General features: G+C 39.5%; 26 protein-coding genes. 13 read left to right on the forward strand and 13 right to left on the reverse strand.

Annotation, left to right across the window (positions count from 1 at the left end; translation table 11 throughout):
• Nucleotides 1-40: 40 nt before the first annotated feature.
• The 8 genes from ABIM45_05140 (at nucleotide 41) to ABIM45_05175 (ending at nucleotide 7,575) form a co-directional block, all read left to right on the forward strand.
• Nucleotides 41-814, forward strand: coding sequence for an ATP-binding protein (locus tag ABIM45_05140; protein MEO0239289.1), 774 nt, complete (start codon nucleotides 41-43; stop codon nucleotides 812-814).
• Between the two features lie 41 nt (nucleotides 815-855).
• On the forward strand, nucleotides 856-1,665 hold the full coding sequence (locus ABIM45_05145) for a peptidoglycan DD-metalloendopeptidase family protein (GenBank protein MEO0239290.1): 810 nt from the start codon (nucleotides 856-858) through the stop codon (nucleotides 1,663-1,665).
• A 4-nt stretch (nucleotides 1,666-1,669) separates the two neighbouring features.
• Nucleotides 1,670-3,127 (forward strand): amidohydrolase family protein, encoded by a 1,458-nt coding sequence (locus ABIM45_05150; GenBank protein MEO0239291.1) that lies wholly within the window; start codon nucleotides 1,670-1,672, stop codon nucleotides 3,125-3,127.
• Entirely contained in the window at nucleotides 3,120-4,151 is a 1,032-nt protein-coding gene (locus tag ABIM45_05155; protein ID MEO0239292.1) for a site-2 protease family protein, read from the forward strand. Before ABIM45_05150 ends, ABIM45_05155 begins: the two co-directional genes overlap by 8 nt.
• Entirely contained in the window at nucleotides 4,148-4,666 is a 519-nt protein-coding gene (locus ABIM45_05160) for a flavoprotein (GenBank protein ID MEO0239293.1), read from the forward strand. Before ABIM45_05155 ends, ABIM45_05160 begins: the two co-directional genes overlap by 4 nt.
• Before the next feature lie 3 nt (nucleotides 4,667-4,669).
• The gene (gene der, locus ABIM45_05165) at nucleotides 4,670-5,953 is read left to right on the forward strand and encodes a ribosome biogenesis GTPase Der (protein ID MEO0239294.1); all 1,284 of its coding nucleotides are present in this window, start codon (nucleotides 4,670-4,672) and stop codon (nucleotides 5,951-5,953) included.
• Nucleotides 5,954-6,048: 95 nt separating this feature from the next.
• Nucleotides 6,049-7,203, forward strand: a complete 1,155-nt coding sequence (locus ABIM45_05170) for a type IV pilus twitching motility protein PilT (GenBank protein ID MEO0239295.1) — start codon at nucleotides 6,049-6,051, stop codon at nucleotides 7,201-7,203.
• Nucleotides 7,204-7,206: 3 nt separating this feature from the next.
• A complete protein-coding gene (locus tag ABIM45_05175) occupies nucleotides 7,207-7,575 on the forward strand; it encodes a hypothetical protein (protein ID MEO0239296.1) in 369 nt (122 codons plus the stop codon).
• Between the two features lie 95 nt (nucleotides 7,576-7,670).
• Here the strand turns inward: ABIM45_05175 and ABIM45_05180 are convergent, their stop codons facing one another.
• The 7 genes from ABIM45_05180 to ABIM45_05210 form a co-directional block, all read right to left on the reverse strand.
• A complete protein-coding gene (locus tag ABIM45_05180) occupies nucleotides 7,671-8,288 on the reverse strand; it encodes a GTPase domain-containing protein (protein ID MEO0239297.1) in 618 nt (205 codons plus the stop codon).
• Nucleotides 8,289-8,328: 40 nt separating this feature from the next.
• Nucleotides 8,329-9,744, reverse strand: a complete 1,416-nt coding sequence (locus ABIM45_05185) for a response regulator (protein MEO0239298.1) — start codon at nucleotides 9,742-9,744, stop codon at nucleotides 8,329-8,331.
• Between the two features lie 2 nt (nucleotides 9,745-9,746).
• Entirely contained in the window at nucleotides 9,747-11,141 is a 1,395-nt protein-coding gene (locus tag ABIM45_05190) for a PAS domain-containing sensor histidine kinase (protein ID MEO0239299.1), read from the reverse strand.
• Between the two features lie 9 nt (nucleotides 11,142-11,150).
• Nucleotides 11,151-12,428, reverse strand: a complete 1,278-nt coding sequence (locus ABIM45_05195; protein MEO0239300.1) for an FIST C-terminal domain-containing protein — start codon at nucleotides 12,426-12,428, stop codon at nucleotides 11,151-11,153.
• A gap of 102 nt (nucleotides 12,429-12,530) precedes the next feature.
• The gene (locus tag ABIM45_05200) at nucleotides 12,531-15,026 is read right to left on the reverse strand and encodes a DNA polymerase I (GenBank protein MEO0239301.1); all 2,496 of its coding nucleotides are present in this window, start codon (nucleotides 15,024-15,026) and stop codon (nucleotides 12,531-12,533) included.
• Nucleotides 15,023-15,373, reverse strand: coding sequence for a hypothetical protein (locus ABIM45_05205; protein MEO0239302.1), 351 nt, complete (start codon nucleotides 15,371-15,373; stop codon nucleotides 15,023-15,025). The genes ABIM45_05200 and ABIM45_05205 overlap by 4 nt, the downstream gene beginning before the upstream one ends.
• Before the next feature lie 2 nt (nucleotides 15,374-15,375).
• A complete protein-coding gene (locus ABIM45_05210) occupies nucleotides 15,376-15,939 on the reverse strand; it encodes a DOMON domain-containing protein (protein MEO0239303.1) in 564 nt (187 codons plus the stop codon).
• Between the two features lie 143 nt (nucleotides 15,940-16,082).
• On the opposite strand from ABIM45_05210, the gene ABIM45_05215 reads away from it, so the two are divergent.
• Genes ABIM45_05215 through ABIM45_05225 form a run of 3 tightly spaced genes read left to right on the forward strand, consistent with a single transcriptional unit; the run spans nucleotide 16,083 to nucleotide 18,255 of the window.
• Entirely contained in the window at nucleotides 16,083-16,562 is a 480-nt protein-coding gene (locus ABIM45_05215; GenBank protein ID MEO0239304.1) for a hypothetical protein, read from the forward strand.
• A gap of 2 nt (nucleotides 16,563-16,564) precedes the next feature.
• Nucleotides 16,565-17,407: a nitrilase-related carbon-nitrogen hydrolase gene (locus tag ABIM45_05220; protein MEO0239305.1), complete on the forward strand. Its 843-nt coding sequence runs from the start codon at nucleotides 16,565-16,567 to the stop codon at nucleotides 17,405-17,407.
• On the forward strand, nucleotides 17,398-18,255 hold the full coding sequence (locus tag ABIM45_05225) for an NAD+ synthase (protein MEO0239306.1): 858 nt from the start codon (nucleotides 17,398-17,400) through the stop codon (nucleotides 18,253-18,255). Before ABIM45_05220 ends, ABIM45_05225 begins: the two co-directional genes overlap by 10 nt.
• A 115-nt stretch (nucleotides 18,256-18,370) precedes the next feature.
• On the opposite strand, the gene ABIM45_05230 is transcribed toward ABIM45_05225, so the two are convergent.
• Together ABIM45_05230 and ABIM45_05235 are read right to left on the reverse strand one after the other, a co-directional pair.
• Nucleotides 18,371-18,652 (reverse strand): hypothetical protein, encoded by a 282-nt coding sequence (locus ABIM45_05230; GenBank protein MEO0239307.1) that lies wholly within the window; start codon nucleotides 18,650-18,652, stop codon nucleotides 18,371-18,373.
• A 188-nt stretch (nucleotides 18,653-18,840) separates the two neighbouring features.
• A complete protein-coding gene (locus tag ABIM45_05235) occupies nucleotides 18,841-21,261 on the reverse strand; it encodes an AAA family ATPase (GenBank protein MEO0239308.1) in 2,421 nt (806 codons plus the stop codon).
• 102 nt (nucleotides 21,262-21,363) lie between these two features.
• Between ABIM45_05235 and mtgA the strand changes: the two genes are divergently transcribed.
• Nucleotides 21,364-22,191 (forward strand): monofunctional biosynthetic peptidoglycan transglycosylase, encoded by an 828-nt coding sequence (gene mtgA, locus ABIM45_05240; protein ID MEO0239309.1) that lies wholly within the window; start codon nucleotides 21,364-21,366, stop codon nucleotides 22,189-22,191.
• Nucleotides 22,192-22,196: 5 nt separating this feature from the next.
• Here the strand turns inward: mtgA and ABIM45_05245 are convergent, their stop codons facing one another.
• Nucleotides 22,197-23,276 carry a saccharopine dehydrogenase C-terminal domain-containing protein gene (locus tag ABIM45_05245; protein MEO0239310.1) on the reverse strand — a complete coding sequence of 360 codons (1,080 nt, stop codon included), beginning with the start codon at nucleotides 23,274-23,276 and terminating at the stop codon, nucleotides 22,197-22,199.
• Nucleotides 23,277-23,428: 152 nt separating this feature from the next.
• Between ABIM45_05245 and ABIM45_05250 the strand changes: the two genes are divergently transcribed.
• Nucleotides 23,429-24,787 (forward strand): MATE family efflux transporter, encoded by a 1,359-nt coding sequence (locus ABIM45_05250; protein MEO0239311.1) that lies wholly within the window; start codon nucleotides 23,429-23,431, stop codon nucleotides 24,785-24,787.
• Here the strand turns inward: ABIM45_05250 and ABIM45_05255 are convergent.
• From ABIM45_05255 to ABIM45_05265, 3 genes are read right to left on the reverse strand one after another with little or no spacing between them, the layout of a single operon-like run.
• The gene (locus tag ABIM45_05255; GenBank protein MEO0239312.1) at nucleotides 24,734-25,480 is read right to left on the reverse strand and encodes a hypothetical protein; all 747 of its coding nucleotides are present in this window, start codon (nucleotides 25,478-25,480) and stop codon (nucleotides 24,734-24,736) included. The two genes, ABIM45_05250 and ABIM45_05255, sit on opposite strands and share 54 nt — an antisense overlap.
• Nucleotides 25,477-25,947, reverse strand: a complete 471-nt coding sequence (locus ABIM45_05260; protein ID MEO0239313.1) for a hypothetical protein — start codon at nucleotides 25,945-25,947, stop codon at nucleotides 25,477-25,479. The genes ABIM45_05255 and ABIM45_05260 overlap by 4 nt, the downstream gene beginning before the upstream one ends.
• Entirely contained in the window at nucleotides 25,944-26,291 is a 348-nt protein-coding gene (locus ABIM45_05265) for a hypothetical protein (GenBank protein MEO0239314.1), read from the reverse strand. Before ABIM45_05265 ends, ABIM45_05260 begins: the two co-directional genes overlap by 4 nt.
• Nucleotides 26,292-26,323: the final 32 nt, after the last annotated feature.

Consider the following 26,323-nt stretch of genomic DNA (forward strand, 5'->3'; position numbering starts at 1 on the left):
GTTTACACATGTACCCTTCTTCTGGCACATAATAATAAACATGAAATCAGAACTTCACAGCCTTCGGGGCAAACTTTTAAAATACATCAGAGTCCTGGATGAAAATTTAAAGCTTTTTCAGCAACACGATGTTATAGTACTTGGAATTTCAGGAGGATATGACAGTATCACGCTAACGGATATCATTACACAATACAACACCCAAAGAAGGTTGAGTCTGAAGATATACCCCGTATTTGTTAACAATCATTTCAAACCTCTACTAAATGAGGATAAACTTAGAAAACTCCTCCAAGAAAGAGGGCTCGAACTAACCATTCTCGAAGATGCTGAAACAGAAAAAAACATTAAATTCAACCTCAAACCTTTCAACCCCTGTTTTATTTGCAGTAGAGAAAGAAAAAAGAAATTGCTTGAATTCGCCTATACATTAAAATCAAACAAAGTACTCCTTGCCCATACCTTAGATGACGCCATTGAGACTTTATTCTTGAATATTCTTTATTCCAGAGGAATTAGCACTATAATGCCTGTTCAGCCCTTATTCCAGGGTAAGTTTTTTATAGTAAGACCTTTCATATTTGTAGAAAAGTCTCTGGTGAAAAAATACGCCACTCTCCTTGGCATTGATCAAAAACTTGAAGGGGAATGCCCTTACGATAGGTCATCAAAAAGAAGTTTTGTAAGAGAATTTCTTCACGAACTATATGCAAAGGATCCGATAGTAAAAAACAATATCAAACATGCACTTTTTCACTGTAATGAAAAGTTCCTTTGGCACCAATATATCGATTTAAAAGAGCTTTTGCCTTAGTTATCTTTGAATAGCCGAACATTCTGAATTAAAATAAAGAGATGAAGAGGATTTACAATGTAATTATAACTTCGAACACCGGGGATTTTTACAAATCCTTTTCTATAACTCATAGAAGGTGGAAAGTAATCAGGTTTTTGCTCATATTATTCGCAACCCTTATCCTCTTTTCTGCAATCTTTTATGGAAGGCTTTACATGCTCGCGCTCAAGGCAAGAGCCCTCGAAGTGGAAAACCAGAAACTACGCGAGGAGAATCAGAAAGTAAAAGAGCTGGAAAAACAACTTTACGCCCTCGAGGAACTGAGGGTTAAAATTTACAAAATGCTTGGTGTTGACAAAAGTCCAACTATGGAGAGCCTCTACAGTGTAAATTCTTCACCAAAAGAAGCAACCATTAAGGATACTACTCCAAAAGAAAACAAAGCTAATGAACTAACTGCAATCTCTCAGGAATTCCAAGGATACGCAAAGATTTTATACGATGAGGAAAGATTCATTCCACGGGGCGCCCCCACAGATGGATTTATTACACAGAAATTTAGTTCCAATCACCAAGGAATAGATTTTGCTACCCCTATAGGTACACCTGTAAAATCCCCGGCTGACGGTTTAGTAAAGGACATTTATGAAGACAGATACTTAGGGCTTGTCCTTGTTCTGAGCCACGGTTCAAAATATGAAACCCTATACGGCCACTTAAAGGAGATACTGGTTAAAAAGGGACAAATAGTTAAGAAGGGCGATGTTGTAGCTTTAACTGGAAATAGCGGAATAAGCAGTGGACCCCATTTACACTATGAGATTAAATATCTTGGAATTAACATGAACCCAGAAAACTACTTATATTAAGGCCATGAAACTACTAAAATCATCACAAATATTTGATGGAGAAAAATTTGTGGAAGGGTATTCTATTCTAATAAACAACGGAGTTGTCGAGTCTTTGGTCTCTAAAGATGAAGAACCATTCGTAACTAAGATTGCAGAAATAACTGATTTCGGAGAAGTTATAATTATCCCAGGCTTTATTGACACCCATACCCATATGTTAAACTACGGAATAAACCAAGAAACCAGCTTAGAAAAATTTGAGACTCTCGAAGAGACGCTGGAATTTATTGAAAAATTTGTTTCGCAAAATGACCTTCCTTTTTATATTTTTACCGACTTTGATGAATCGAAGTGGAAAGTTGCCACCCCTCCTACAAAGGCTGAACTCGACAAAATATCTGAAAAGCCCATATTCTTGCGGAGAATCTGTGGACATATGGGCGTTGCTAACACCCCCTTTATAAAACTTCTAAGCCAGAGAATCGACTTAAAACAAACTCAATACGACCCCGAAACAGGGATTTTCCTGGAAGAGGTCCCCTTAAAAATTCACTCACTTTTCCAATACAGCGAGGATTTTCAGGAGAAAGCGTTGCTTAAGGCACAGGATATTTTCATAAAAAATGGAATTACCATGATCCATGAAATAGGCTCCTATAGAGAACTCCGGTTGCTACAGAAACTGCACAGGGAAAATAAGTTGAAAATAAGAGTTAGATTCTACATATCCGACTCCTCTCCCTATAACTTTGAATTCACCGGAATAGAAAGGGGATTTGGTGATCCATTCATCAAGTTTCAGGGCCTTAAATACTTTGCCGATGGATCAGTGGGTGGTGAGTCAGCTTTGTTTACGTTCCCCTACGGCAGAAAGAACTCTCAAGGAATCTGGCTCCTTAGAGAAGGCGTAGAAGAAGAATTTCGTAAGGCAATGGAGTTAGGGCTGCAGGTTGCAATCCATGCCATAGGTAATTTAGCAATAAAAAGAGTCCTGGATATCATCAAAGAAGTGGGAAGCGGTGAAAACTTCAGGATAGAACATTTTGAATTCCCTGACGATGAGGACATTGAAAGGGCAACGAATCTAAGGATAAAGATCTCTATTCAACCCAATTTTGTCTATAACTGGGGGCAAGAAAAGGGAATGTACGAATCGAAACTTGGCCCATTCTATCTAAAAAACAATCCCTTCCGAAAGCTTATCCAAACCGGTCTTGAATTTGCCTTTGGTTCCGATGCAATGCCTCCATCGCCAATCATAGGCATTAAAGGTGCAACTCTCCATCCTAAAGAGGAAGAACGTCTTAGTAAGGAGGATGCTTTAATTTACTATACAAAAAAGGGTGCCCTTTTGACCCAAGAAGCGGGGTTATTCGGAGAAATTAAAGCAGGTGCTGCTGCTGATTTTACTGTTGTTGATCCCAATTTAGAAGAAGTTAAAGCAACGATAATAAATGGAGAGATCCTTTGCTGTGGATGAGGTAATCAGAGAAGTAGAAAAATTCGGAAGTATAGTAGAAGTTTTCGAGAATAAAATCAGAGTAATTTTTTATGAAAACCCAGACAAGGCCATACAAGAATTGAGACAAAAACTCTCCCCCCGTGGAATCATTTTTAAAGTAACTAAAGAAAACGATTATTTTGTACTCACCTTTGCAGAAACCGGTGACGAGAAAAACAATATTTTCATTCCAATTGTACTCTTAATTTTAACAATCTTCACGACCCTAATTGCTGGGGCTCTACAGCAAGGCTATGTGCCATGGCAAAATTGGTCTTACCTCTGGAAAGGTGCCCCCTTTTCCTTTGCTGTCATCTTGATTCTTGGGGGTCATGAACTATCCCATTTTATAGCCGCCAAAAAAAATGGGGTTAAAACAACCTTCCCGTACTTTATACCATTCCCAAACCCCCTCATCGGCACAATGGGGGCTTTTATAAGGGTTAAGTCACCGATCACTGACAGAAAAGCTCTTATTGAAATGGGGGCCTCGGGTCCAATAGCGAGCTTTCTAATCGCAATTCCTTTTTCAATATACGGACTCATGAATAGTAAAATCGTAGAGCTACGCGAAGGGAGTATATCCTTAGGAACTCCAATCATCTTTCAGATTCTTTCAAAATTAACCCTCGGGAATGTGCCAAAGGATTCTATGGTTCTTTTGCATCCTGTTGCCTTTGCTGGGTGGCTCGGGTTTTTTGTAACCGCATTGAATCTAATTCCCGTGGGTCAATTGGATGGGGGGCACATCCTATTTGGAATATTCGGTAAAAAGGCCCACTACTTAATCTCTCGAATACTTATACTCATCCTTCTGCCCCTTGGTTTTTTATGGAATGGCTGGTGGACATGGGCTATTTTACTACTTATCCTCGGGTCAAGACATCCGGCCCCCCTTTATTGGGAAGAAAAACTTCCCTTATCCGCAAAATACCTCGCAATAGCATCATTTTTAATATTCATCTTGTGCTTCGTTCCAGTACCTATTAAGGTAGTGCCATGAAAATAGCCTGGTGTATAACAGGAGCAGAGATGTTTTTAAATGAGGTCATAGAGTTGATTCGCAAAATCGATAAAGAAAAGGTAGAAATTTTCCTTTCAAAGTCAGCAATGGAAATTTTAGCACGTTATAAAATTCTTGAAAAACTCGAAGGTTATAAGATAAATGATGAAGGAAATACCTCAATTTTTGTAATTACAAAACTCTTCTCGGGCAGATTCGATAAAATCGTAATCGCCCCATGCTCCACAAATACAATTGCAAAAATGGTTCATGGAATTAGTGACACACTGGTGACAAACATCTTCAGTCAGGGTGGAAAATTAAGGATTCCCATCTATGTTTTACCAAGCGACAATCAGGAATTTATTGAATTTTCAACAATAAGTGGAAAAAAACACCTACTTTTTATGAGAGAAATAGACAAGGAAAACTTGAAAAAATTGGCAAAATTTGAAGGTGTTAAGATTTTCAACAACGTCAGGGAACTTGAAGCAGCCCTATTTGACCAAGGGTGAAATATGAAAAAATATGCACAAGTTTCCATTGTAGGTAGAGTAAATACTGGAAAATCAACACTTTTTAACCGCATTATAAAAAAACCTCTTGCAATTACAGACTCAAAACCTGGATTAACAAGAGACAGGATAAAAAAATTAGTTTCTTATACAGAAATTCCTTTCTATTTAACTGACACCGGTGGACTTTACCCACCGGAAGAGGATCTAATCTGGGAAAAAGTTAAAGAAAAGATAGAAAAAACAGTGGATGAATCTGACCTCATACTTTTTGTAGTTGATGCTTCTACCGGACTTTTACCCCACGATGTAGAAATAGCAGAATGGTTGAGAAAAAAGGATAAAGATGTAATTCTTGTAGCTAACAAAATTGACATAAAGAAAAAAGACCTTTATTCCTTCTTTAGTCTTGGATTTGGAGAGCCCGTTGGCATATCCGCTGCCCACGGAACCGGACTGCAAGAACTAATTGAAATAATCGAGGCGAAACTAAAAGAAAAAGGATTTCTTGAAGAAGTAGAAGAAGAAAAACCAGAAAAAACCAGAATAGCAATTCTTGGTAAACCTAACGTAGGAAAATCTTCTCTCTTCAATGCCCTTTGCGGTGACGAAATAAACATAGTTTCTGAAATTCCTGGTACTACAAGGGATGCAGTGGATATAGAAACCGAAGAATTTATTATTATAGACACAGCTGGAATCAGGAGAAAATACAAAGATCCTATAGAACTTTTCGGGGCTGTTAGAAGTGAAAGGTCACTCAGATACGCAGAAGTTGCGATACTCGTTATTGATGCCTCGGCAGAAATCACGGCCATCGACAAAAAAATCGCAAACCTCATCATTGAAGAGAAAAAAGGGATAGTCGTGGCGTTAAACAAGTGCGACCTTATTCCGAGAGAAAAAAGATCCGCAGTGCTCGACTACTTTAAGAAAGAATTAGATTTTATAAACTTCGCCCCGATGCTCTTCACCTCTGCTTTAACAGGTGAAGGAATAAGTTTGCTTAAGGAGGTTATAAAGCAAGCTAAAAAGTCATGGGAAAGGAAATTGAGTAAAAGAGAGGTTCAGCAATTTCAATATTCCCTCTCAAAGAACTTTCCCTTTTCAAAAACCATAATCAAATTCACTCAGGAAGACGTAAGACCTCCGAAATTTAAGATATTAACCGATACAAAGCTTAAAAACAACGAGTTGAAATACATTGAAAATAAGCTTCGAGAAACCTTCGGATTCTACGGCACACCCTTGATTTTAGAAAACGATTTTCCAAAGCAAAACAGTTAAAATTGGTTAGGCACTATGTACATTAAGACCAATTTTACAATAGAAAGCGGCATTCAATTGACTCTAAACGAGAAAAAAATTAAAATTTTAAAACTATGGGAATTGATTTAGAGAAACTTTTATTAGATGCAAAAGACAAAGAAGCGTCGGATGTCCACATAAAAGTGGGACATCCGCCAATTTTCAGAATTTACGGAAAGCTATACTTCAGAGATAATTACCCTGTTGTTACGAGAGAAGATACTGAAGAACTTATAAGAAATTACCTAACTCCTGCCAAGCAAAAGGAGCTGAGGGAAAGGTACAGCGTTGACGTCGCCTTTAGCTTTCCAAATATCGGTAGATTCAGGGTTAACATATTCAGCCAGAGAGGCACATGGTCCTTTGCCATAAGAGCAATACCACCTCTTATTAAAACCATCAAAGATTTAAACCTACCTCCCGTCCTGGAAAAGATAGCCATGGAGGATAGGGGACTGATTCTTGTAACAGGTGTTGCAGGCTCTGGAAAATCTACAACCCTCGCAGCTATTTTAAACCATATCAATGTAAACAAAGCAGTGCACATTATAACAATTGAGGACCCTATTGAATACCTTTTAAGAGATATCAAGAGCATTATAAGCCAGAGAGAGGTCGGACTTGACGTGCTCAGCTTTGCAGATGGACTCAGGGAAGCTCTTAGACAGGACCCCAATGTAATAATGGTTGGAGAAATTAGGGATGAAGAAACCGCTTCCATTGCTTTGCTTGCAGCTGAAACAGGACACTTAGTTTTGTCAACCTTACACACTCTCGATGCCAGAGAAACAATAAATAGAATTGTAAGTATTTTCCCTGCACATCAGCAAGAGCAGATAAGACACCAACTTGCCTCCGTACTAAAGGCAATTGTCTCCCAAAGGCTCATACCAAGGGATGATATGCCTGGAAGAATCCCCGCCTGCGAAGTTATGGTGAACACAGCGCGTATTCGAGAAATGATCCTTGATCCTAAGAGAACCCACGAGATTTTTGATGCTATTGCTGACGGTTATATACCTTATGGAATGCAAACCTTTGACCAATCTTTATATTACTGGTACAAATTGGGTTATATTTCAGAAGAAACCGCCCTGGCATACGCAACAAAGAGAGAAATACTTGAGTTAAGAATGAAGGGTATTGCCTCGGGCGGTGAGGGTGGAAGAAATTGGGAAATCTTTGAAAGAATGGCTTTGAGAAAAGTTCAAGAAAAAGGAGGAATTTAAGAAATGGCCAAGATTGATGATGTAATGCAAGAATTTCTCAACAATGTAGACGAAGTGCTCATGTCGATGATAGTAAATCTGGACGATGCGATTCCTATCACGGGGCACACAACGGACGAATCAATTGATGTCACTGTTCCTCTTGCTTTTCTTACAGAAGTAGCAAGAAAGGCAATGTCCGCAACTGAAAACGCAGGTCTGGGCGCCTGTGAAGACGTGCTTCTCACCACAAGCGACTATTTCATTATTGTAAGAATCATACCAAATTCCAACTACGTACATATTGTCGTTCTGACAAGAAAAGGGAATTGGGGAGTCACCAAAATTCTAATGGGGAAATTTGCACCTAAGTTCAGAGAGGCTTTACCGTAAAGTGTTTCAAAATTCCCAAGCAGGCATGGTTTTAATAATAAACTTAAAATAAAAGAATCAATTGTAATTTCAAAAAACTTTTAGATGCTGATTAGCTATTTCTTTTGTTGAAGTAAAAAACTTAGTTGTTGTTGACGCAATGAGTTCTTCACTACTTCATTAATCATCATTTGTAAGGTTTGAAAAACACCCTTGCCTTCTGTTGCTATTGCTAAAACATAAGGATATTTGTAAATGTTAACCTTCTCTTCAAGCACCGACACAGGCAATGCATCGGGGTGATCCCGCTTATTGTATTGGACAATAATGGGAACTCTTCTGGTTGCGCTCCACATCCCATATTCTTGAAGGGTATCATGCATTTCCTTGTATATAGCAATATTTTCTTCAAGCCTCTCTTTATCTGAATCAGCAACGAAAATAACACCGTCTGCACCCTTTAAAACCAGCTTCCTCGCCTGTTTATAGAACACCTGACCAGGGACAGTGTAAAGACTGAATATGGTTTTATATCCTTTCAATATAGGAAGTTCAAGGGGAAGTAGATCGAAGAACAGGGTTCTTTCACCTTTAGTATCGACAGACAAGAGTTGACCTTTTTTACCCATAAATCTTTCGTAAATTTTCTTAATATTTGTGGTCTTTCCACTTAAACCAGGGCCGTAATAGACAATTTTAAACTTTATCTCATGCTTCTTGAAATCTATTAACACCGCTGTCTCCCGGCTTTATTATAAGGCTAATTAAGCGTTTTTATATTGCCTTTGCTATCTCTGCTATAAGCTCTTTAACCTTAATCTTCACGAGGGCGATCTTCATACTTTTTACTGGAATCACGGCGATCACAATCAGATTCCCATTCTTTGCCTCGGTAATTAAGAGGTGATATTTGTCTGACGAAAGTGTAATATCCCTTATTGCACCAACTGGAGTTTTCGAAGCTATCTGAATTATGTTTCTGAATGCAGGCGCCCAGGTCTTTAATACTTGAGAGACTCCTGTAGTCACCCTTTCTGATATATTAAGAATATTACCTTCACCATCAACCGCAACAAGAGCAAGGATATCCGAAATTTCCTTAACCACACTGGAAAATTTATCTTTGAGCTCCTGACTTAACTTTGACGAAACCGCACTCACCTCTGGAGTTGGTGCTGGAGTCTCAACCTTCTTCTCTACAACTTTTTCTTCAACGATTGGAATTTCTACAGCTTCTTCTTCTCTTGCCTCTTCCTTCTTGGGAGCCTCTTCTGCACTTAAACCTTCGAGTATGCTCTCTACTTCCTCGAGAGTTACAGTGCCTTCTTCCTTCTCCTCAACTTGTGCTTCTTCAGTTACCTTTTTCTCAATCTCTTCAGGGATTTCTTCCAATTTAACTTCAAAACTCTCCTCTACTTCAGGAATTTCTTCTTTCTCAACGGGTTCCCCTTCCGAAACACCTTCATCCTTAAACAACTCCGATAATGCCTGGAGATCGAGTCCTGAGATCTCCTCGCGTGCTACAACCTCTTCGTCTTTCTGAACCGCTGCAGAAAGGAGAAGTGCGTGGAATGGTTTTTCTATTTCTCTCTTTACTTTAGGGCTTCCCCATTTAACTTTAAAGGAACTTTCGGGCTCCTTCATTATTCTCGTAAAGGCTTCTTCGCCTCTCAAATTTCCCAAGGAAGCGTTAATTACCTCTCCATCCTCGAAGAAAATCTTGCCTTCACCCTCGGAAGTGTTGACGATCACCTCGCAGGACTTACCTTCCATAGCAACGAGTTGCAGGAACTGCTGGAGGGTAAGATTTTTTAAAGTTTCCTCTTCCCCACCCTTCTCCTTCTCCAGTATAACATTGAGAATCTGGTCAAAATCAAAGGGTTTCTCCAGGTAACTAATGGCACCTTTTGTCATCACATCTTGCCTTATTTCATCAGAGCCGTATGCAGTCATTACAATTACCTTTATATCGGGCTGAATCTTTCTGGTCTCCATGAGAAGTTCTACACCACTAAGACCTGGCATGCGAATGTCAGTAACAAGAAAATCAAAGGACTTTTTCTTTATTTTCTCTAAAGCCTCCAAACCATTGGAAGCAGTCTCCACCTCGATTTTATGTCTTGTTAACTCTTCAGAAAGCCCCCAAAGAATGTCTTCCTCGTCATCCACCAGCAGAACTTTGATAGGCATAATCACACCTCCTTAACTTTTTGCTCCACACACCCAATAGCCTCGGGTGTGGCAGGATGAAAGTATAGCACAAAAGTTGTGCCTTTTCCAACCTCTGAATAAACCCTTATAATTCCTCTGTTTTCTTTAACCATTTTATCCACCACGTAAAGGCCAAGGCCCCAACCCTCGGCCTTGGTAGAAAAGCCGAGATTAAAAATTCGATCAAGGTCTTCCTTTTTTATTCCAGGTCCTGTATCTGAAACTTCAATTTGAACGAAATTAGAACCACAGTATGGGCAGCGATTTTCACTCCGTTTGACATTAACGGCTATTTTCCTTATCCCCTTCTGGTTTTTCAAAGCATCTATGGCATTTTGAATTAAATCAGACAAGATTTGCTGGAGGTGAATTTCATCTGCATAGACAAGTTCATTACCGTTTTGGTTAAATTCGAATATAATTCCATTGTTTATAAGCTCATTGTTAAGTAAAGATTTGACGCGCTCCACAACTTTCTTTACATTGACTTTTTTAAATTCTATGGGCTTTGTTTTAACCCTACTGTAGAAGGCTCTGACGTGCTGATTTATCTTTTCTATGTGTGTAACCATTCTATCAATTTTCTCGAGGAGTTTAGGATCAGTGAGTTCCCTCCTCAGACTCAAGGCAGTAAATTTTAAGGGGGTAAGAAGATTTTTAATGTGATGGGTGTAAATCGAAACGAGGTCCACATAAGAAAAGTAACTACCTGACCCACTGGCTGTTCTCTCAAAATTTTTCTCAGCGGTAATATCTTTTATTTTCAACAAAAAGCCTTTTAGATCGGGCAAATTCAGAGGATAAACACTTATACCCAAAATGCTACCCGAGGCATACTCAATCTCCATATTTTTTTGTCCAATTTTAACCCTCTCTATTATCTTTGCTCCTATCCCGTAAGGGAGCTGATCTAAATGGGTAAAAAGGTGCCTCTGGAAATACGTAGAAACAAAACTATTATGATATATGACGCGAAATTCCGAATCGACGACCACAATGCCAAAATCGAGATAATCAAGGATTAACTTTTCTGGAAGAACCTGTTCCTCATTTTTGAGATAAAGAAAGATCCTGTCTTGCGCAACATAAAAGTTGGCGTAAAAGGGCAGATAGACGTTCTCTTTACTTTTTATGATGAGCCTCTGACCAAAAACTGTCTTATTTGTAACCTCCGAAAACTTTTTCTCTAAAATTGGTCTTATATGGCCAGCTACAAGATGCAAGAAATTTGTCCCTATAATTTCTTCCTCAGAAAATCCGAGACTCTTAACGCTGTCACTCGCATAGATGACATTTTTTTTACCGTCCAAAATGAGAAAAATTTCTGGACTTAAAGAAAGCAGCTTCTCAATATCTGCAGTATTCACTAACTTCATCTTTTCTCGCTACTCCGAAAGAATCTGCAAGGCGAAAGAGGAATTATGGAACCACTTAAATTCCGGACTGGGTCTAAGAAATTCACCAAAGGTTGTAAAGCCTACTAAAGGCATCGCAAGCTTCCTCTGGAAGAGATTTACTTCCTCGAAAAAGTCATTTCCAAGGGAAAAGTACCTATGGATACTTTCAATCACAAGACTTCCAATGGGCTTACGCTGATCTATAGCAACAAACGCCTGATCAATACTCTGTGTTACCGCTTCTTCCATTCTATCCTTCCTCGCTTCCATAAACCAAACAGTGGAATTTTCAGGAATATCACCTGCAAGCCTTATCCCACCTTCACTTGTAATTCCAACAGCAATCCTTACTTTAGGATATTTAGGATAAGCCGGGTCAGGCACACCAAATTGATACTTACCTAAGAATTTTGTGGGATCTTTGTTGATTTCAGCTTCTGGTATCCCCTTCTTCACTAAGAATTCCTTCCAAACCTCAAAGGCTGGGCGTTCATCGAAGTGGTATATCACATTACCACCAACCTTAGTAGCCCTCTTAGGTACTAAAGGATGCAAACCATGTCCGTGGGATATAGCGGGCGGCGTTTTTGAGTAAATACCTATACAGGCAACACCTCCATTTATAAGCTGATTTGCCAAATGAAGTTGGCAATCCTTAGAGAGCTTCGCGTAATCAAGGATCCCACCGTAGAAGGTAATATTCGGATCATACCTATCCACTATCCTGGAAAGTTCCGTCACGAGGATATCTCCATTTACATAGGAGTCCAATACAAGAAACATGTTTAGGTGTTCAAACCCTTCTACCTTTCTCGCCTTGATCTGATCGAGAACCGGTAAGCATGCTTTTTCCAGTGCGGAATGGAGCCCTTGATGGATATTTGTACCAACCGAATAGGTGAACTTATAAGAATCGCTCTTAACTATCGCAACAATCACACCTGAGTTCAAAACAGTATTTTCTGTAAATACGATGCCGAGCGTTTTTAAAGCGACATAGGGGACATCCTTACCAATAGATTGCAAAACACCCTTTACAACAGGGTCCAAGTCATAGTTCGAAGTTGCAAAAATGAATGCAAAATCTGGCTTGGTTTTGGAGAGTTTTTCAAAGGCAGCCCTGCCGGCCTGAACCCCCGCCTTCCATGGAGAAGGATCCTGCGAGAAACCCGTAGTCATTCCCGAAACCAAAATAGGACCACGCTGAACTTCCTCTTCAGCCCCTTTACCTACCCCAATTCTCGGGGCAGTTGGTTCTCTTTGCATCTTTTTCCACCAATCATCATTCAGGAAAATTTTCTAATCCTCCTTTTGCAACATTATATTAATAAAGCAACTCAAATCAAAAGTCAAGTTACAGTGTTGTTTTCATTTACTTGAAGCCAAAAGCCAGCTTTCACCAACACCTATTTCAACCTTAAGAGGGACTCTTAACTTGCAAACGCCTTCCATCTTTTCTTTAACTATTTGGGTTACGGCATTAATTTCTTCTTCCTTGACTTCCAGAAGCAACTCATCGTGGATTTGCAAAATTATTTTCGATTTAAACCCGTTCCTCTTTAATTCGTTGTATATCTCCACCATGCTAAGCTTGATGATATCAGCGGCAGTTCCCTGAATGGGAGTGTTTATGGCAATTCTTTTGCCCTGCTCAACAATATTCGAATTTCCAGAGAAAATTTGAGGCACCTTCCTGATTCTTCCGTATAGCGTTTTTACGTATCCATTTTTCAGAGCGAATTCAAGATTCTCTTTGATCCACCTCATCACGCCAGGATAGGTGGCAAAAAAATTACTTATGAAAGAATTTGCTTCTTCAACAGAAATATTCAACTCCTTTGAAAGTCCATAAGGAGACATTCCGTAGATGATGCCAAAATTCACTGTTTTAGCCTTTCTCCTCTCAGCTTCTGTTATTTCATCTGGCCTTTTTCCAAAAATGTAAGAAGCGGTAATAGTATGAACATCCAAATCTTTCTCAAAAATATCTATCAATCTCTCATCACCCGAAAAGTGTGCGAGTATCCTCAATTCTACCTGGGAATAATCGGCAGTAAGGATCTTATAACCGGGCTCAGCAATTATCATATCCCTGATATTTTTTCCAAGGGGAGATTTTATGGGTATAGTTTGGAAATTGGGATTATAGCAAGAAATTCTACCGGTCGCTGCACCCACCTGGTTATAACTGGGATATATTCTATCAGTCTTCTCATCCATTAATTCTCTAAAAACATCCACATAGGTACTTTTCAGCTTGAAGACTTCCCGATACTCAAGTATTGCAGAAGGAAGTGGATGAACTTCGGCCAGCTTTCTAAGAGTCTCTTCATCGGTAGAATAACCCGTCTTTGTCTTTTTAATGGGCTTCAATTTGTGTTTTACAAATAGAACCTCGGCTAACTGTTTGGGAGAATTCACGTTAAACCGCACACCTGCTAATTCATAAACCTTGCTTTCCAACTCCTTGATCCTTTGCTCCATTTGTAAGCTTAATTTTTCCAGCTTCTGTCGGTCAATTTTTATCCCAACTTTCTCCATTTCTGCCAAAACTCTTTGAAGCGGAAGTTCAATTCTCTCGAAAACCTCCCTTAGCTCAAGTTTTTCTATCTGACTTTTCAAAAATTTATAAGCTCTTGCAGAACAATCACATATCTGAGCTTCCCTCAATTCTTTTCTTTCCGAGAGTTTTATCCCAGGCCATTCAAGAAAGATCACATCGGGCTCAAACTTTGGCTTATCACTATCCAGAAGAAAAGACGCCATAAGAATATCAAAATCCAAAGTACGTTTCATGTTTTCAATTTCTTTGTAAATTTTCTTACTCTCAAAAGTCACCAATTTGCCTTGAAAGTTTTCTAAAAATGAAATGCCTTTCTCCATGGGGACCTTATAAACCACATTTTCACCACCGGAAAGCAGCAGATAATCTCCGAGTATACCTATCGAAATATATTCTGCGCTCAAAAGGTTCATAGGAATATGCGACGCCATTACAATCTCCGGGGTAATTTCCTCAGCAATTTCCCTCATCAAAGAGTAGAACTCAAGTTCGCGGAAAACCTGAAGAAGTTTCTCCTTATTCCACGGACGCAATTCCATCTCTTCAAAATTAACACTATCCAATACATTAGTTCTCAACTTATTTAATTGGAGAGATTCCATAATAAAATCTCTATGAGCCTTGATCTTTCGAATTACTTCATCGCTACCATCCTCTAAACTCAAAATTTTCTCCAAAGATCCATATTTGTTGAGGACTTCCGCCGCAGTCTTTTCTCCGATACCCGGAACCCCTGGAATGTTATCGATTTTATCTCCAACGAGAACTAAGAAATCAGGAATTTGAAAAGGTTTAACACCAAACTTATCAAGAATGTCTTTTTCCGTAATTATTTTAATACCGCCTTCTCGAGTGTCTATTATGTAGACTCTCTCAGAAACAATCTGGTATAAATCTTTGTCAAGGGTAGCTACAAACACTTCAAAACCTTCACTCTCCGCAATCTTGCTTAATGTCGCAATTACATCATCGGCTTCAACGCCAGGAATTTCATATCTCTTCAAGTTCATTCCATCCAGTATCTCTTTTATGTAGGAAAGTTGCAGGGCAAAATCAGGTGGTGCCTTAGGCCTTTGAGCCTTGTATTCAACAAAAATCTCGTGCCTAAAGGTCTTACCCTTCGCATCAAATACAACAGCAACGTGGGTGGGCTTAAGCTCCCTAAGCATTTTCATTAAAGAATTAGTAAAGGCATAAGGCCCGCTTGTCACAATACCTTTGCTATTAATCAAAGGCCTGTCCCTGAAAGCATAATATGCCCTATAGGCAAGGGAAGCGCCATCAACAATTAAAAGCCTCATAGCAAAAGACTCTTTAAAAATCCGTAAAGAATCTGAAATAAAAGTAATAATCCCCCTATAATACCAAAAACTTTGTGGGTTCGTCTCTTTAATTTCTTGGAACTAAACAAAAATCCAGACAGGATAACAAAAAGCAAAAGTACAAAAACAACAACTCCTGTAATGCAATGGAGGTCCAAAATACCCCCTGCATATATCAACATTAAGATCAATGCGGAAGAAAGCAAAATAAAACTTATAAGCAGGAAGAGATGGTGCAACTTCCTTTTGTGCTTCCTTGCAAAAAAGATGGCACCCACCATAAATAGAAATCCTGTAAGATTCAACAAACCGTGAAGAAGTCCCATATTTAATCCTCAAACTTTAGTTTAATCGTACCCCTTATTAAATCGTGTTTCTTTTTTATATTATGGGATTTCGCCATGGCATAAATCAATGTCATTTCTTTTCCCCTCACCACAGGCCTATCAAATCTGTCCTTAGTATCTAATAACCTCTTGAACTCAACCACATACCCCGTAGAATTAATCCTACCTTTAACATCGAGAATATTGTCTTCGCCACCGAGTTTCGAGTCACTTTTATGAGGTCCATAAATCCCGGTGGAATATGAATCCAAAACTTTAAGAGATCCATTTTCGATGAAAATCAAGAAAATATCTGCATTCTTCATGCCCTTCTCAGGATCAAGGCCTATGGCAGACCAGCCGGAATTCCTCGCCTCAATCCCAAGGTAGATATAGGTGGAATCGATCTTGTAGTGGAGAACCAACCTTTCTTTTACAAGATTTAGCGTGTTAGTGTATTCCCCATCTTTAATTGATCCATCTGCTGTCCAGGGTATGGTGCCTTCAGCAGCCAGGGTGTAAGCAACCATCAAAATTAAAAAAGCAATTTTTTTAAAAACTCTCATATTCCAATTCCCTTTTAAATTATAAAAGCTCCCACTAAAAATTCAAAAATCGGGCAACCTGTGAAGAGGGCTACCATATGCTCTAATTCCAACAAAGGCCACAAAAATTTTTTAATCATCAGGGATTGGTTTATAATTTTAGCATGAAAAAAATAACGATAATATTGCTCCTTTTAGTTTCAAGCCTTTACGCACGGAGCGGTTCTGTATTCAAGCTCGGTGCGAATTCTTCTATGATCATAGAAAACGGTAACGCATACCCCGTAATCGGCATAACTGCAGGTTTTTATCCCGTTCCTTTTTTCTTCATCGAAGGCTCTGGTGAATACATCATAAAGCAAGATGCACAAGAACTATCTCTCCCTCTTACCATTAACTTTGCTTACCCTTCAAGGTACTTCAGACCTTACGCCGGTATTGGAGCTTCATATCATTTCTTAAATTACTCGGATCAAAGGAGCCAAACCTTAGGGGGAAGGTTAAAAGCCGGCGTTACCCTTTTTGACACTAAAAATGCCTCTGGCGCTTTCGAAATTACCTATGAGGTTCCTGATATCAAAACTTCGAAGGGTAGATGGTATTTCACAGGGCGCATTGACAAAGGATTTAACTTGGCCTTCTAAACATGGATAAAATACTTAAAGCTGGCGTCGCGCAAATATCTTCAAGGCTTGGGGACATAGAGTTTAACAAAAGGCAAGTTATCAAAGGTTTACACCTCGGAAAAGAGAAGAAAGCCGATATCGTTGTCTTTCCCGAACTTTCTTTAATAGGCTTTGGCTCCGGTGATATTTACCTTGACAAGGTGGAAGAAAACCTGGAGGCCCTTAAAGAAATCATCGAGGAAACAAAAAAGCTAAATATATGGGCAATCGTAGGATATGTAGATAAAGATGAAAGAGGATTCTTTTATAATACCGCGGCTCTCATAGGAGCAGGAGAAATAAAGGGTAAATTTGCAAAAACTCAGCTTACAAACTACAGACTCTTTGATGAAAAACGTTATTTTAAACCTGGTTCCACCCTTCCCGTATTTCCGACTCCCTTTGGGAAAATAGGAATTCTTATATGTGAAGACGTTTGGTTCCCCGAGGCTTCAAGGGCTTTGACTTTTAGAGGCGCAGAAGTAATTTTTGTCCTTTCTGCATCCCCCTTTGACAGAGGCAAAATTGAAATATGGGATGACTTTCTAAAAGTTAGGGCCTTGGATAATATCATCCCCTTAGTCTTCGTAAACATGAGTGGCATTCAAGATGGCGTAACCTACTGGGGAGGTAGTGCTTACTACTCTGCTTCTGGAAAGCTCATAAAAAGGCTTAAGCTCCTTGTTGATGATTTCGAGGTAATACCTGTTGATCTGGAAGAGCCCAAGAGGCTTCGAAGAAGAGATATAAGAGTTAGGGAGGTAAGGAGAGAAATCCTTGAGGAGATCTTGAGAGCTTACGAGGAGATGTCTAAATGGATATAAACATTGAGATTTACCTAAAAGAAGAGGAACTCAAACTCTTCAAGGATATTATTGTAAATTCCATAAGGGCCAGATTTGAAAGTTTGAAAGCATCCATTGGTATAGTTGCCCTTTCAGGCGGCGTTGACTCCTCTCTCGTAGCAGCGTTGAGTAAAGAAGCCCTCGGTGATAAACTACTGTGTCTTATAATGCCCGAAGAAAATGTCTCCCCAAAGGAGGACATTGAGCACGCTTTAGAACTTGTTAAAAAGTTCAATATCAACTACAGAATTATCGACATCAACGGTGCCGTAGACTGGTTTAAAAAGCGGTTCGAAGAAATTGATTTGGAAAACAAAAACGAGAAACTGGCCGTTGCCAATGTAAAACCAAGAGTAAGGATGATTTTAAACTACCTTTATGCCAATGCATTAAACGGTATAGTAATAGGTACATCCAATAAGACGGAATTACTCCTGGGTTATGGGACTAAATACGGTGACATCGCGGTAGATTTCTATCCCATCGGTGACCTTTACAAAACCCAAGTTTGGCAACTGGCAGACTTCGTAGGGATACCAACAGAGATAGTGAGGAAAAAGCCATCCGCAGGTCTCTGGGTTGGTCAGACAGACGAAGAAGAATTGGGCCATACTTACTACGAAATCGACAGAGTCCTTTATTGTCTTGTAGAGCTCGAGCTCTCCGTTAGGGAAACCAGCAAAATCTTGAACATTCCCGAAGAAGCAATAAATGACATATATCGCAGGGTCATCGCCTCAGAACATAAGAGAAAGATACCTATTATTACCAGACTTTCCCGTATGTGCCTCGACAAGGACTGGAAATACCCAGTAGACAGGCACTAAGGATTAAGCTAAAACAAAAAACATCCATTTCATTGCTTCGGGAGTAATTCTGGGTTGACAAAAAGGTCAATGTAAGGTGGATAGTAGGTACACCAAACATAAAAGAACGCTGAAATTAGGTGAACCTCCCGAAAATTGAAGGTGCTAAATACCACACGAGTACAATAAACCAGGGCAGCTGTACAGTGATGAAAAGTCTCGAAAACCAAAAAGAGTCTCTATTTGTTAGTTTCTTTTTCACAAAGAGATACTCTGTAACATTTGCAAGCAGGTATGCCCAGAACACCATTTTAAGATGCTGAAAAACAGACTCACTAATACCGCAAAAGGGCTTAAGAAAGGCAAGATGAGTAATATCATAACCAAAGTGAAGTATCGAGAAAAGAACAAGAAACAAAAACACCTTTAACTAAACATCCATACTTTTTTAAGATCCTAAATGTTAAAGCCAGGAATGGCAAAAGAAAAATAATAATATCAGCTACCTCTAAAATTCCTCAACATTACCGCAACAACCTTCCCTACATAAACGTCTTTTAACAAAAATCTGCCGGGTAAATCTTATTTAAATTTAAAAAGCTGTAGCTATTTCTTCACAAACTTAACCTCATTATCGTAGTCGATTAACACTTTATCCGCAGGTTTGATCTCACCCGCAAGAATCCGATCAGCGAGAGGGTTTTCAACATACATCTGAATTGTTCTCCTTAAAGGCCTTGCACCAAGTTCTGGGTTATAACCCGTCTCAGCCAGGAAATCAACGAGATTTTTAGTCCATTCGATTTCGATATTATTCTCTGCCAGGCTCTCCTTAACCTCACTAAGCTGGAGTTCAACAATCTCCCTAACTTCCTGAGGACCAAGGGGGTTAAAAAATACAAACTCGTCAATCCTGTTCAAAAACTCAATCTTAAAATATTTCAGAAGTTCAGGCATTATCTTGTTAACCTGGTTCTGGTGATAATGTTTTATTTCGTCATCGCTCTTGATAAACCCGATTTGCGGGGCATCCCTAAATTGATACTGAATATTGGAAGTCATAATTATAAGTGTGTTTTTAAAGTCTACCACGTGGCCCTGGGCATCCGTTAGCCTTCCAGCATCAAAAATCTGGAGCATTATATTAAACACATCAGGGTGTGCCTTTTCAATTTCATCAAACAGGATCACCTGATAGGGACGCCTTCTTACCGCCTCCGTCAATTGTCCACCTTTTTCAAATCCAATGTAACCCGGAGGCGCACCGATCAACCTCGAAACAGTGTGCTTTTCCATATATTCAGACATATCTATTCTTAAAAGCGCATCCTCGTCATTAAAGAGGAGCCAGGCCAGTTGCCTTGCCAGATGGGTTTTACCCACACCCGTGGGTCCTAAGAACATAAAGACCCCTATTGGTCTGTTCCGTGGCCCCAAACCAGCTCGAGAGCGCCTGATTGCCTGAGCCACGACTTTAATTGCGTAGTCCTGCCCTTTAACTCTTTTCCTGAGTTCATCCTCCAAGTAAAGAAGCCTTTTGGCTTCGTCCTCCAGTAATCTTAATGCCGGAATGCCCGTCCATTTCGAGACTACTATGGCTATATCATTGTCATCAACAGCATCGTCAATCCCTCGCTCTTCAAGCCATCTCTTTTTGCGTTCTTCATATTCGCTCTCCAGTTTAGAGAGCTCCTCTTTTATCCGATCTATTTCAGTAACTTTTCCAAACTGGCCAAGCAAATTTATTTGGTCCCTTAATGACTTAATCTTGCTCTCCAAACTCTTGAGGTCTTCAGGCATTTCGGAAAGTTTTATTCTCAACATGGAACAGGCTTCGTCTAACAAATCTATAGCCTTATCAGGCAACTTCCTCCCCTGTATGTATCGATCAGAAAGCTTTGCCGCAGCCACAATCGCAGAATCGAGAATCTTAACTTTGTGGTGTTCTTCAAATCTCTCCCTTAAACCCTTCAATATTTCAATAGTTTCTTCAACACTCGGCTCTTTAACATATACCTGCTGGAATCTTCTCTCAAGGGCACCGTCCTTCTCAATCCTTTCCCGATATTCGTCGAGGGTTGTAGCGCCGATTACCCTGAGTTCACCGGAGGCAAGGCCCGGCTTCAAAAGATTTGCCGCATCTATAGCACCCTCTGCTGCACCAGCACCAACAATAGTATGCAATTCATCTATAAAAAGTATGTACTTGTCTTTTTGCCTTTTTACTTCATCAATCACTGCCTTCAATCTTTCCTCAAATTCACCCCTGAACTTCGAACCTGCAAGAAGCGCTCCCATATCCAGCATCAAAATCCTTTTATCCTTGAGAAAGTCGGGAACTTTTTTCTGTACAATCCTCTGCGCGAGTCCATAAACGATGGCTGTTTTTCCAACACCGGGCTCTCCAATCAAAACCGGGTTGTTCTTAGTTTTCCTTAAAATAATTTGAATTACCCTCTCTATTTCTGCTTCCCTTCCAATAACAGGGTCAAGTTTACCCTGCTCGGCAAGTTTAGTAATATCAACAGTGTATTTAGCAAGGGCGTTATACTTACTTTCCGCTGTAGGTTCAGTAACCCGTTGTCCTCCCCTGATCTCATAAAGGGCCTTATAGATCTTCTCCCTATCAACCCCAAACTCCTTCAAAATCCTTGCAGAAGGGCCGCCACCAGAATTTTCAATGGCCAATAGCAAATGCTCCTGAGCAACATACTCATCTTTCAGCTTCTCAGCCTCTTCGAAGGCCTGTTGCAATACCTCCTGAGCCCTTGGTGTAATGTATATCTGAACTGGTCGGGATCCGCTCCACTCTGTTTGTGGTATCTTTAAAAGCGCTTCTTTTAACTTCTCTTTCACAAGGAGAGGATGAACATCCAATTTCTCAAAGATCTCCCAGACGACCCCGCCTTCCTCTTCGAGAAGTCCATAAAAAATATGTTCTACGTCCAATTGATTGTGTTTAAACTTAACCAACGCTTCCTGAGCCCTCATCAAGGCTTCTTGAGCACCTTCAGTAAACTTATCCATTCTCATTTCCTCACCTCATTGTTTTTTTTATTTATAGCAAAATCGAGCTGAATTGTAAAGCAAAACTTCGTTTGGACAAAAAACTTTAAAATTAAAGCACTTATGAAAATCCTTCGGTTTATTATTTTGATCACCCTTGCAATTTTACTCTTTGTTGTTGTGATATACCCTTTTACCTTCAACGTTTCACAATACCGGACAAAAAACCCGGAAATGACTGCAATGATGAAATTCAGAATCAAGCAATGGGAAAAACAGGGCAAAAAAATTACAATAAGATACAGGTTTGTTCCCTTGAGTCAGATTTCTCCCTATCTGATAAAAGCGGTTCTAATAGCAGAAGATGACAAATTTTATCATCATGAAGGATTTGACCTTGAGGGTCTTAAGAAGGCACTGGAAAAAGACCTGAAAAATAAAAAGTTTAAATATGGAGGGAGCACAATTAGCCAGCAGTTGGCGAAAAATCTATTCTTATCACCGAGAAAAAGTTTAATACGGAAACTCCAGGAAGCCGTGCTCACCATAAGGATAGAAAAACTATTAACTAAGAAAAGAATACTCGAACTCTATCTAAATGTTGCAGAATGGGGGCCAGGAATCTTCGGGGCCGAAGCAGCTGCAAACTACTATTTTGGAAAATCGGCAAAGGATCTATCGCCCTGGGAATCAGCGCTTCTTGCAGCAGTTTTGCCACGGCCTTTAAAATACAGTCCATCAAACCCCTCCCCCTATGTTCAGAGAAGAGCCAGCAAAATCCTATACATAATGAAAAGAAGGGGCATAATTTCCGAAGAATACACAGAAGTAGAGAAGGAAACGCAGGATATAACTGAAAGTGCTCAGCAGGATAGTATAATCAAAGCAGACTCAAGTGTTAATTTGGAGCAACTAAATCCAGTAGATTCTTTAAAGCAAGAAGCAAACTAATCACTTTAAAACTCTCTTACGAAGATCCCAAATTGAGAAAGCATCTTTAAAAACATCTCTGCAATATCTTTAACCATCCCAAGCATCTCCAGAGGCAAAACGCCGGTAGAGTTTAAGGATTTATCAAGAAACATCTTAGCAATGATGGCAGGGGGAATACCTGTAAGCTCGCTCATAGCTGTTCTTTTTCTAACTTCATTGTAGCGATGGATTATCTCAAAGCCCTTTTTATCGCTTTTCCTGTAAAATTCTACCCTCAGGATAGCAACATCCTTTTCATCCCCTTCAGTCAGTTTACTATAAAGCCAGTTTTTAAAAGGCTCATAAATAGACTCTTCTTTATTAAAAAGTCCAATATCCCTTAAAACTCTAAAAATCTCTGCATGACCAAGATACCTTAGAGTTTTTTCTTCCATATTTTCCACATCCACTGTTTCCAAAAGGGACCTAAGGCCGTCGGTGTAAAAAGCCTCCAATTCACCTATACCCTCGTAAATGTCTTTTTCTAAACCACTTAGGGCCTCTACAGCCACAACCTTTCCGTCCCTTTTTATCCTTGCAGGCCTTATGTACTCTTCTATCAAATCTTCAAAAGACCAGGTAATTCTGTAATTGAAAGGTGGCCTTGGATAGAGTGGAATTCCCCCAACCTTAATTACTATCTTGTCCACCGCTGGCCCCAATTTTGTTAATCCATATCCAACCAAAAGATTCGAAATACCCGGTGCGAAACCAGCATCCACAAAGGCAGAGACTCGGTTTTCCTTTGCAATGTCATTTAATACCAGTGGATTTTCCTCCATATAAGTAATATCGACGATACTCACCCCCTTCTTTACAGCACGCTCGAAAACCTTAAAGCCATACTTCGCCGGCAGACAGTTAAGTATGAGCGTTGATTTATTAATGTAATCATCTAAGTCTATCTCGTCAATACCCTTTTCTAAAACATCAACACCGAGCCTTCGGACCCTTTCTGCATTAGATCTATCCTTCTCTACAACCAGAATTTCTCTAATACCAAGTTCTATGAGGGTCTCAAGGGCTACATAGCCCTGTCTTCCTGCACCGAGAAGGAGAACCATTTGAAAACCTCCTTTACAAAATTTTAATCCAAGGTTGCAAAATGGTAAAATGTCAACTTTACGATCATTTCTATATGTTGAGTTAGCCTGCGCAAAACTTTTTAATCAGTCAATTTTAATTTGTTCGCATTGCTAACTTTATAATTTTGCATATGACATCGAGATTTGAAAAAATTAGAGAGGACATTCTGACACAGGACCCTCTGAAGCTGATGATAAAACTCTCCCTTCCCCTTGTCGTTCTGAATTTTGTACACCTAATTTACAACCTGACAGATACCTTTTGGCTTGGTAGACTTGGAAGGACAGCGGTTTCTTCTCCAACCCTTTCCTGGCCAGTATTTGGTACAATTATGAGCCTTGGAATGGGCTTTGGGGTCGCTGGTTTTGCCTTTATTTCTCAGTATCAAGGTAGTGGTGATTTTAAAAAGGCCCAGAAAGCAATGGGAAATCTCTTTACCCTCTTCCTCATCTTTTCGATAATAGCTGGCATAACGGGGTTTATATTAACTCCTTCCATACTCAAAGCAATGAGAATACCCACTGATACCTTCAATAACACCGTAATTTATCTTAGAATAATGTTTGCAAGCATTCCTTTCTCTTTTCTTGGTTTTGCCTTTTCCTTTGCCCTAAGGGCTCTCGGGGACACAAGAACACCAACAGCTATAAACGTTTTCGGAATGTTATTAAATGTGATTCTCGACCCTCTTTTAATTTACGGATTATGGATTTTCCCCAAAATGGGAGTTATGGGTGCTGCCCTCGCTACTGCTTTCTCGAACTTTTTAGCTTCTATACTTGCCCTCAGGCTATTCCTGACGGGAAAACTGGGAATAAAAATCCATTTGAGCGACCTAAAGCCAGACCTTAAACTGTCGATGTCCATCATTACAAAAGGTTTACCTGCAAGTATTGGACAATCTTTAAATTCCCTTGGTTTTGTATTTCTGGTAAGTATCATCTCAAAATTCGGATCCGTGGCCGTAGCAGCTTATAGTATTGGCGACAGGGTCATACAGCTCATCTTCACAATTTCTGATGCCATCAACCAGGCCCTCGGTTCCATTCTCGGTCAAAACCTGGGAATGAAAAATTTCAGCAGAGTAAAAGAATCTATCAAAAAGGCGGTTTTACTTAATGCTGCTGTAATAAGTTTCTTTGCAATTTTTATTTATTTAGCAAGGACGGAGTTGATCTCAGCCTTTATCAAAGATCCACAAGTTATTCTTGAAGGGAAAAACTACATCGAAAAATTTATTGTTGCAATGCCCTTTTTTGGCATTTTTGGCGTCTATTCAAGTCTTGCCATGGTATCAGGAAGAACAGCAGAGGGAATGATTCTTGGCCTTGTAAGGTTGTGGGTTTTGAGAATACCCATGGCATACTATTTCGGGAAACTCTTCGGCACCAGCGGTGTCTGGATTGGAATGAATATTAGCAATATAGTCGCATGTTTAATCGCTTACCTTTGGTACCTCAGGGGAACCTGGAAGAAAACCCTTATCTAATGACTCCTTAAAAGGCAAATATTCAAATTTAAGTACCTTTATCTCATGTTTGTTTAACCTCTTGGGGTTCCTGGGCCACCAGAGGTAAATCTCCACATACATAGGTTTACTGGGCACGAAGGTTTTATCGGAAACAACCCATCTCTCAATGAGCCTTTCCTCCTCTTCTTTAACTTCGAAAGACGCAAAAACAACGGAATCGGGATACCAATATAGGTAGTGTTTCGTTACACTTTTCTGCTTCAACTTTAATGGAAACTTATGAACGGTCTTTTTTACGCTGTCAGGTTGGTACCATCGTCCAAACTGCCTGATTATCCCATAATTTCCTGAAGGATACAAAGGATTTCCCCACTTAGAAAATTCAATATCCACCTCGTATACTCCCGCATCAAAGTCATATAAGAAGGGAGCAAAACACGCATCCTTCAGGTTTGATAAATCCCCTTCCACCGTGAAGATAAAAGTTCCATAAGAAAAAGCCTTTTCTGAAACAATACCCGAAGAAAGGTAAACAACACCGGTGTCAGAGGGTTTTGCTAAAGCGCGGAATATCAAAACATCATCCCTCTTCTCCAACATTTTAGAGGTAAACTGATTTTTACTGCGTGGGTCAAAATTTTCAAAAGTTCTCCACCTGAACCCTGAAAACTCAAGGGTGTTGAACAAAATTAAAATTGATAAAAGATTCATGAAATAAAATAATAAACCACACTGAGAAGAATTAGAACAAAACCCGGCACCACAGTACTGCCAAATCTAATCTTTATGCCCTTTTCGAAAAGAAAATGGTAAAGCTCATAAGACATTAAACTGGCAAAAAAACCCGCATGGAACGAATAGATATGGCTCGCTTTAAAACTTTTCCCGTTCAGGAAGAACATGACAACTATAAAGCCCCAATAAATCACTAAGAAGATTAGGCTTTCAATCAGGTTTTTCAGAAATCTTTTTCCACTGTCCCTTTCAGCGAGTATCCTTATTGACCACCAGTCGTATATCCACTTAATTATTGCAAAGAAAAGGAATCCAAGCCATAGAGAGTTTATGAGATACATCTTTAATCCCGGGATAAATCTCGAAAACAGAGAACCTCCCACCGCCACTCCAAAGCAAAGGGGGCAGAAAGAGAAGAGAAATGAAAAAACTACTGGTTTCATTCCTCTACATATCTCCGCAAATAATTCATCACTTTTTCCTCACCGGTCAACAATTTGTTCTTCCGGAGGTCAAAAAGCGCTGGTACCTTTAATGTATCCAAGCCAACCCTTTTTGCTACCGACTTAAATTCCTCATAATTGGCATCATTATAAAAAACCTCTTTCAAAATCACTGGCCTCTTAAGCTTCGCTTTTAAAGTAAAATCCACAACCTTTAAACAATGTGGGCATTCGGCCGAGTAATAAAGATACAATGCTCTGGTTTCCCTTTGAAAGGAAAAAATTGATAGAGCAAAGAACAAAAGAAATCCCATTAAACCTATAACAAAATTTTTCCTGTCCACTTTTAAAATTTTAAGGGCAACAAGATGTTAAG

The organism is candidate division WOR-3 bacterium (assembly GCA_039803545.1).
In the GTDB taxonomy this organism is placed as follows: Bacteria; Hydrothermota; Hydrothermia; order UBA1063; family UBA1063; genus UBA1063.

Excerpts from the sequence above, each read along its gene's own strand:
- ABIM45_05170 (MEO0239295.1), top strand. The coding sequence starts at position 6,049 with ATGGGAATTGATTTAGAGAAACTTTTATTAGATGCAAAAGACAAAGAA.
- ABIM45_05250 (MEO0239311.1), top strand. The coding sequence starts at position 23,429 with ATGACATCGAGATTTGAAAAAATTAGAGAGGACATTCTGACACAGGAC.
- ABIM45_05150 (MEO0239291.1), top strand. The coding sequence starts at position 1,670 with ATGAAACTACTAAAATCATCACAAATATTTGATGGAGAAAAATTTGTG.
- ABIM45_05175 (MEO0239296.1), top strand. The coding sequence starts at position 7,207 with ATGGCCAAGATTGATGATGTAATGCAAGAATTTCTCAACAATGTAGAC.
- ABIM45_05255 (MEO0239312.1), bottom strand. The coding sequence starts at position 25,480 with ATGAATCTTTTATCAATTTTAATTTTGTTCAACACCCTTGAGTTTTCA.
- ABIM45_05200 (MEO0239301.1), bottom strand. The coding sequence starts at position 15,026 with ATGAGGCTTTTAATTGTTGATGGCGCTTCCCTTGCCTATAGGGCATAT.
- ABIM45_05235 (MEO0239308.1), bottom strand. The coding sequence starts at position 21,261 with ATGGATAAGTTTACTGAAGGTGCTCAAGAAGCCTTGATGAGGGCTCAG.
- ABIM45_05140 (MEO0239289.1), top strand. The coding sequence starts at position 41 with ATGAAATCAGAACTTCACAGCCTTCGGGGCAAACTTTTAAAATACATC.
- ABIM45_05225 (MEO0239306.1), top strand. The coding sequence starts at position 17,398 with ATGGATATAAACATTGAGATTTACCTAAAAGAAGAGGAACTCAAACTC.
- ABIM45_05185 (MEO0239298.1), bottom strand. The coding sequence starts at position 9,744 with ATGCCTATCAAAGTTCTGCTGGTGGATGACGAGGAAGACATTCTTTGG.
- ABIM45_05205 (MEO0239302.1), bottom strand. The coding sequence starts at position 15,373 with ATGGGACTTCTTCACGGTTTGTTGAATCTTACAGGATTTCTATTTATG.
- mtgA (MEO0239309.1), top strand. The coding sequence starts at position 21,364 with ATGAAAATCCTTCGGTTTATTATTTTGATCACCCTTGCAATTTTACTC.
- ABIM45_05195 (MEO0239300.1), bottom strand. The coding sequence starts at position 12,428 with ATGCAAAGAGAACCAACTGCCCCGAGAATTGGGGTAGGTAAAGGGGCT.
- ABIM45_05220 (MEO0239305.1), top strand. The coding sequence starts at position 16,565 with ATGGATAAAATACTTAAAGCTGGCGTCGCGCAAATATCTTCAAGGCTT.
- der (MEO0239294.1), top strand. The coding sequence starts at position 4,670 with ATGAAAAAATATGCACAAGTTTCCATTGTAGGTAGAGTAAATACTGGA.
- ABIM45_05190 (MEO0239299.1), bottom strand. The coding sequence starts at position 11,141 with ATGAAGTTAGTGAATACTGCAGATATTGAGAAGCTGCTTTCTTTAAGT.
- ABIM45_05145 (MEO0239290.1), top strand. The coding sequence starts at position 856 with ATGAAGAGGATTTACAATGTAATTATAACTTCGAACACCGGGGATTTT.
- ABIM45_05210 (MEO0239303.1), bottom strand. The coding sequence starts at position 15,939 with ATGAGAGTTTTTAAAAAAATTGCTTTTTTAATTTTGATGGTTGCTTAC.
- ABIM45_05160 (MEO0239293.1), top strand. The coding sequence starts at position 4,148 with ATGAAAATAGCCTGGTGTATAACAGGAGCAGAGATGTTTTTAAATGAG.
- ABIM45_05245 (MEO0239310.1), bottom strand. The coding sequence starts at position 23,276 with ATGGTTCTCCTTCTCGGTGCAGGAAGACAGGGCTATGTAGCCCTTGAG.
- ABIM45_05260 (MEO0239313.1), bottom strand. The coding sequence starts at position 25,947 with ATGAAACCAGTAGTTTTTTCATTTCTCTTCTCTTTCTGCCCCCTTTGC.
- ABIM45_05215 (MEO0239304.1), top strand. The coding sequence starts at position 16,083 with ATGAAAAAAATAACGATAATATTGCTCCTTTTAGTTTCAAGCCTTTAC.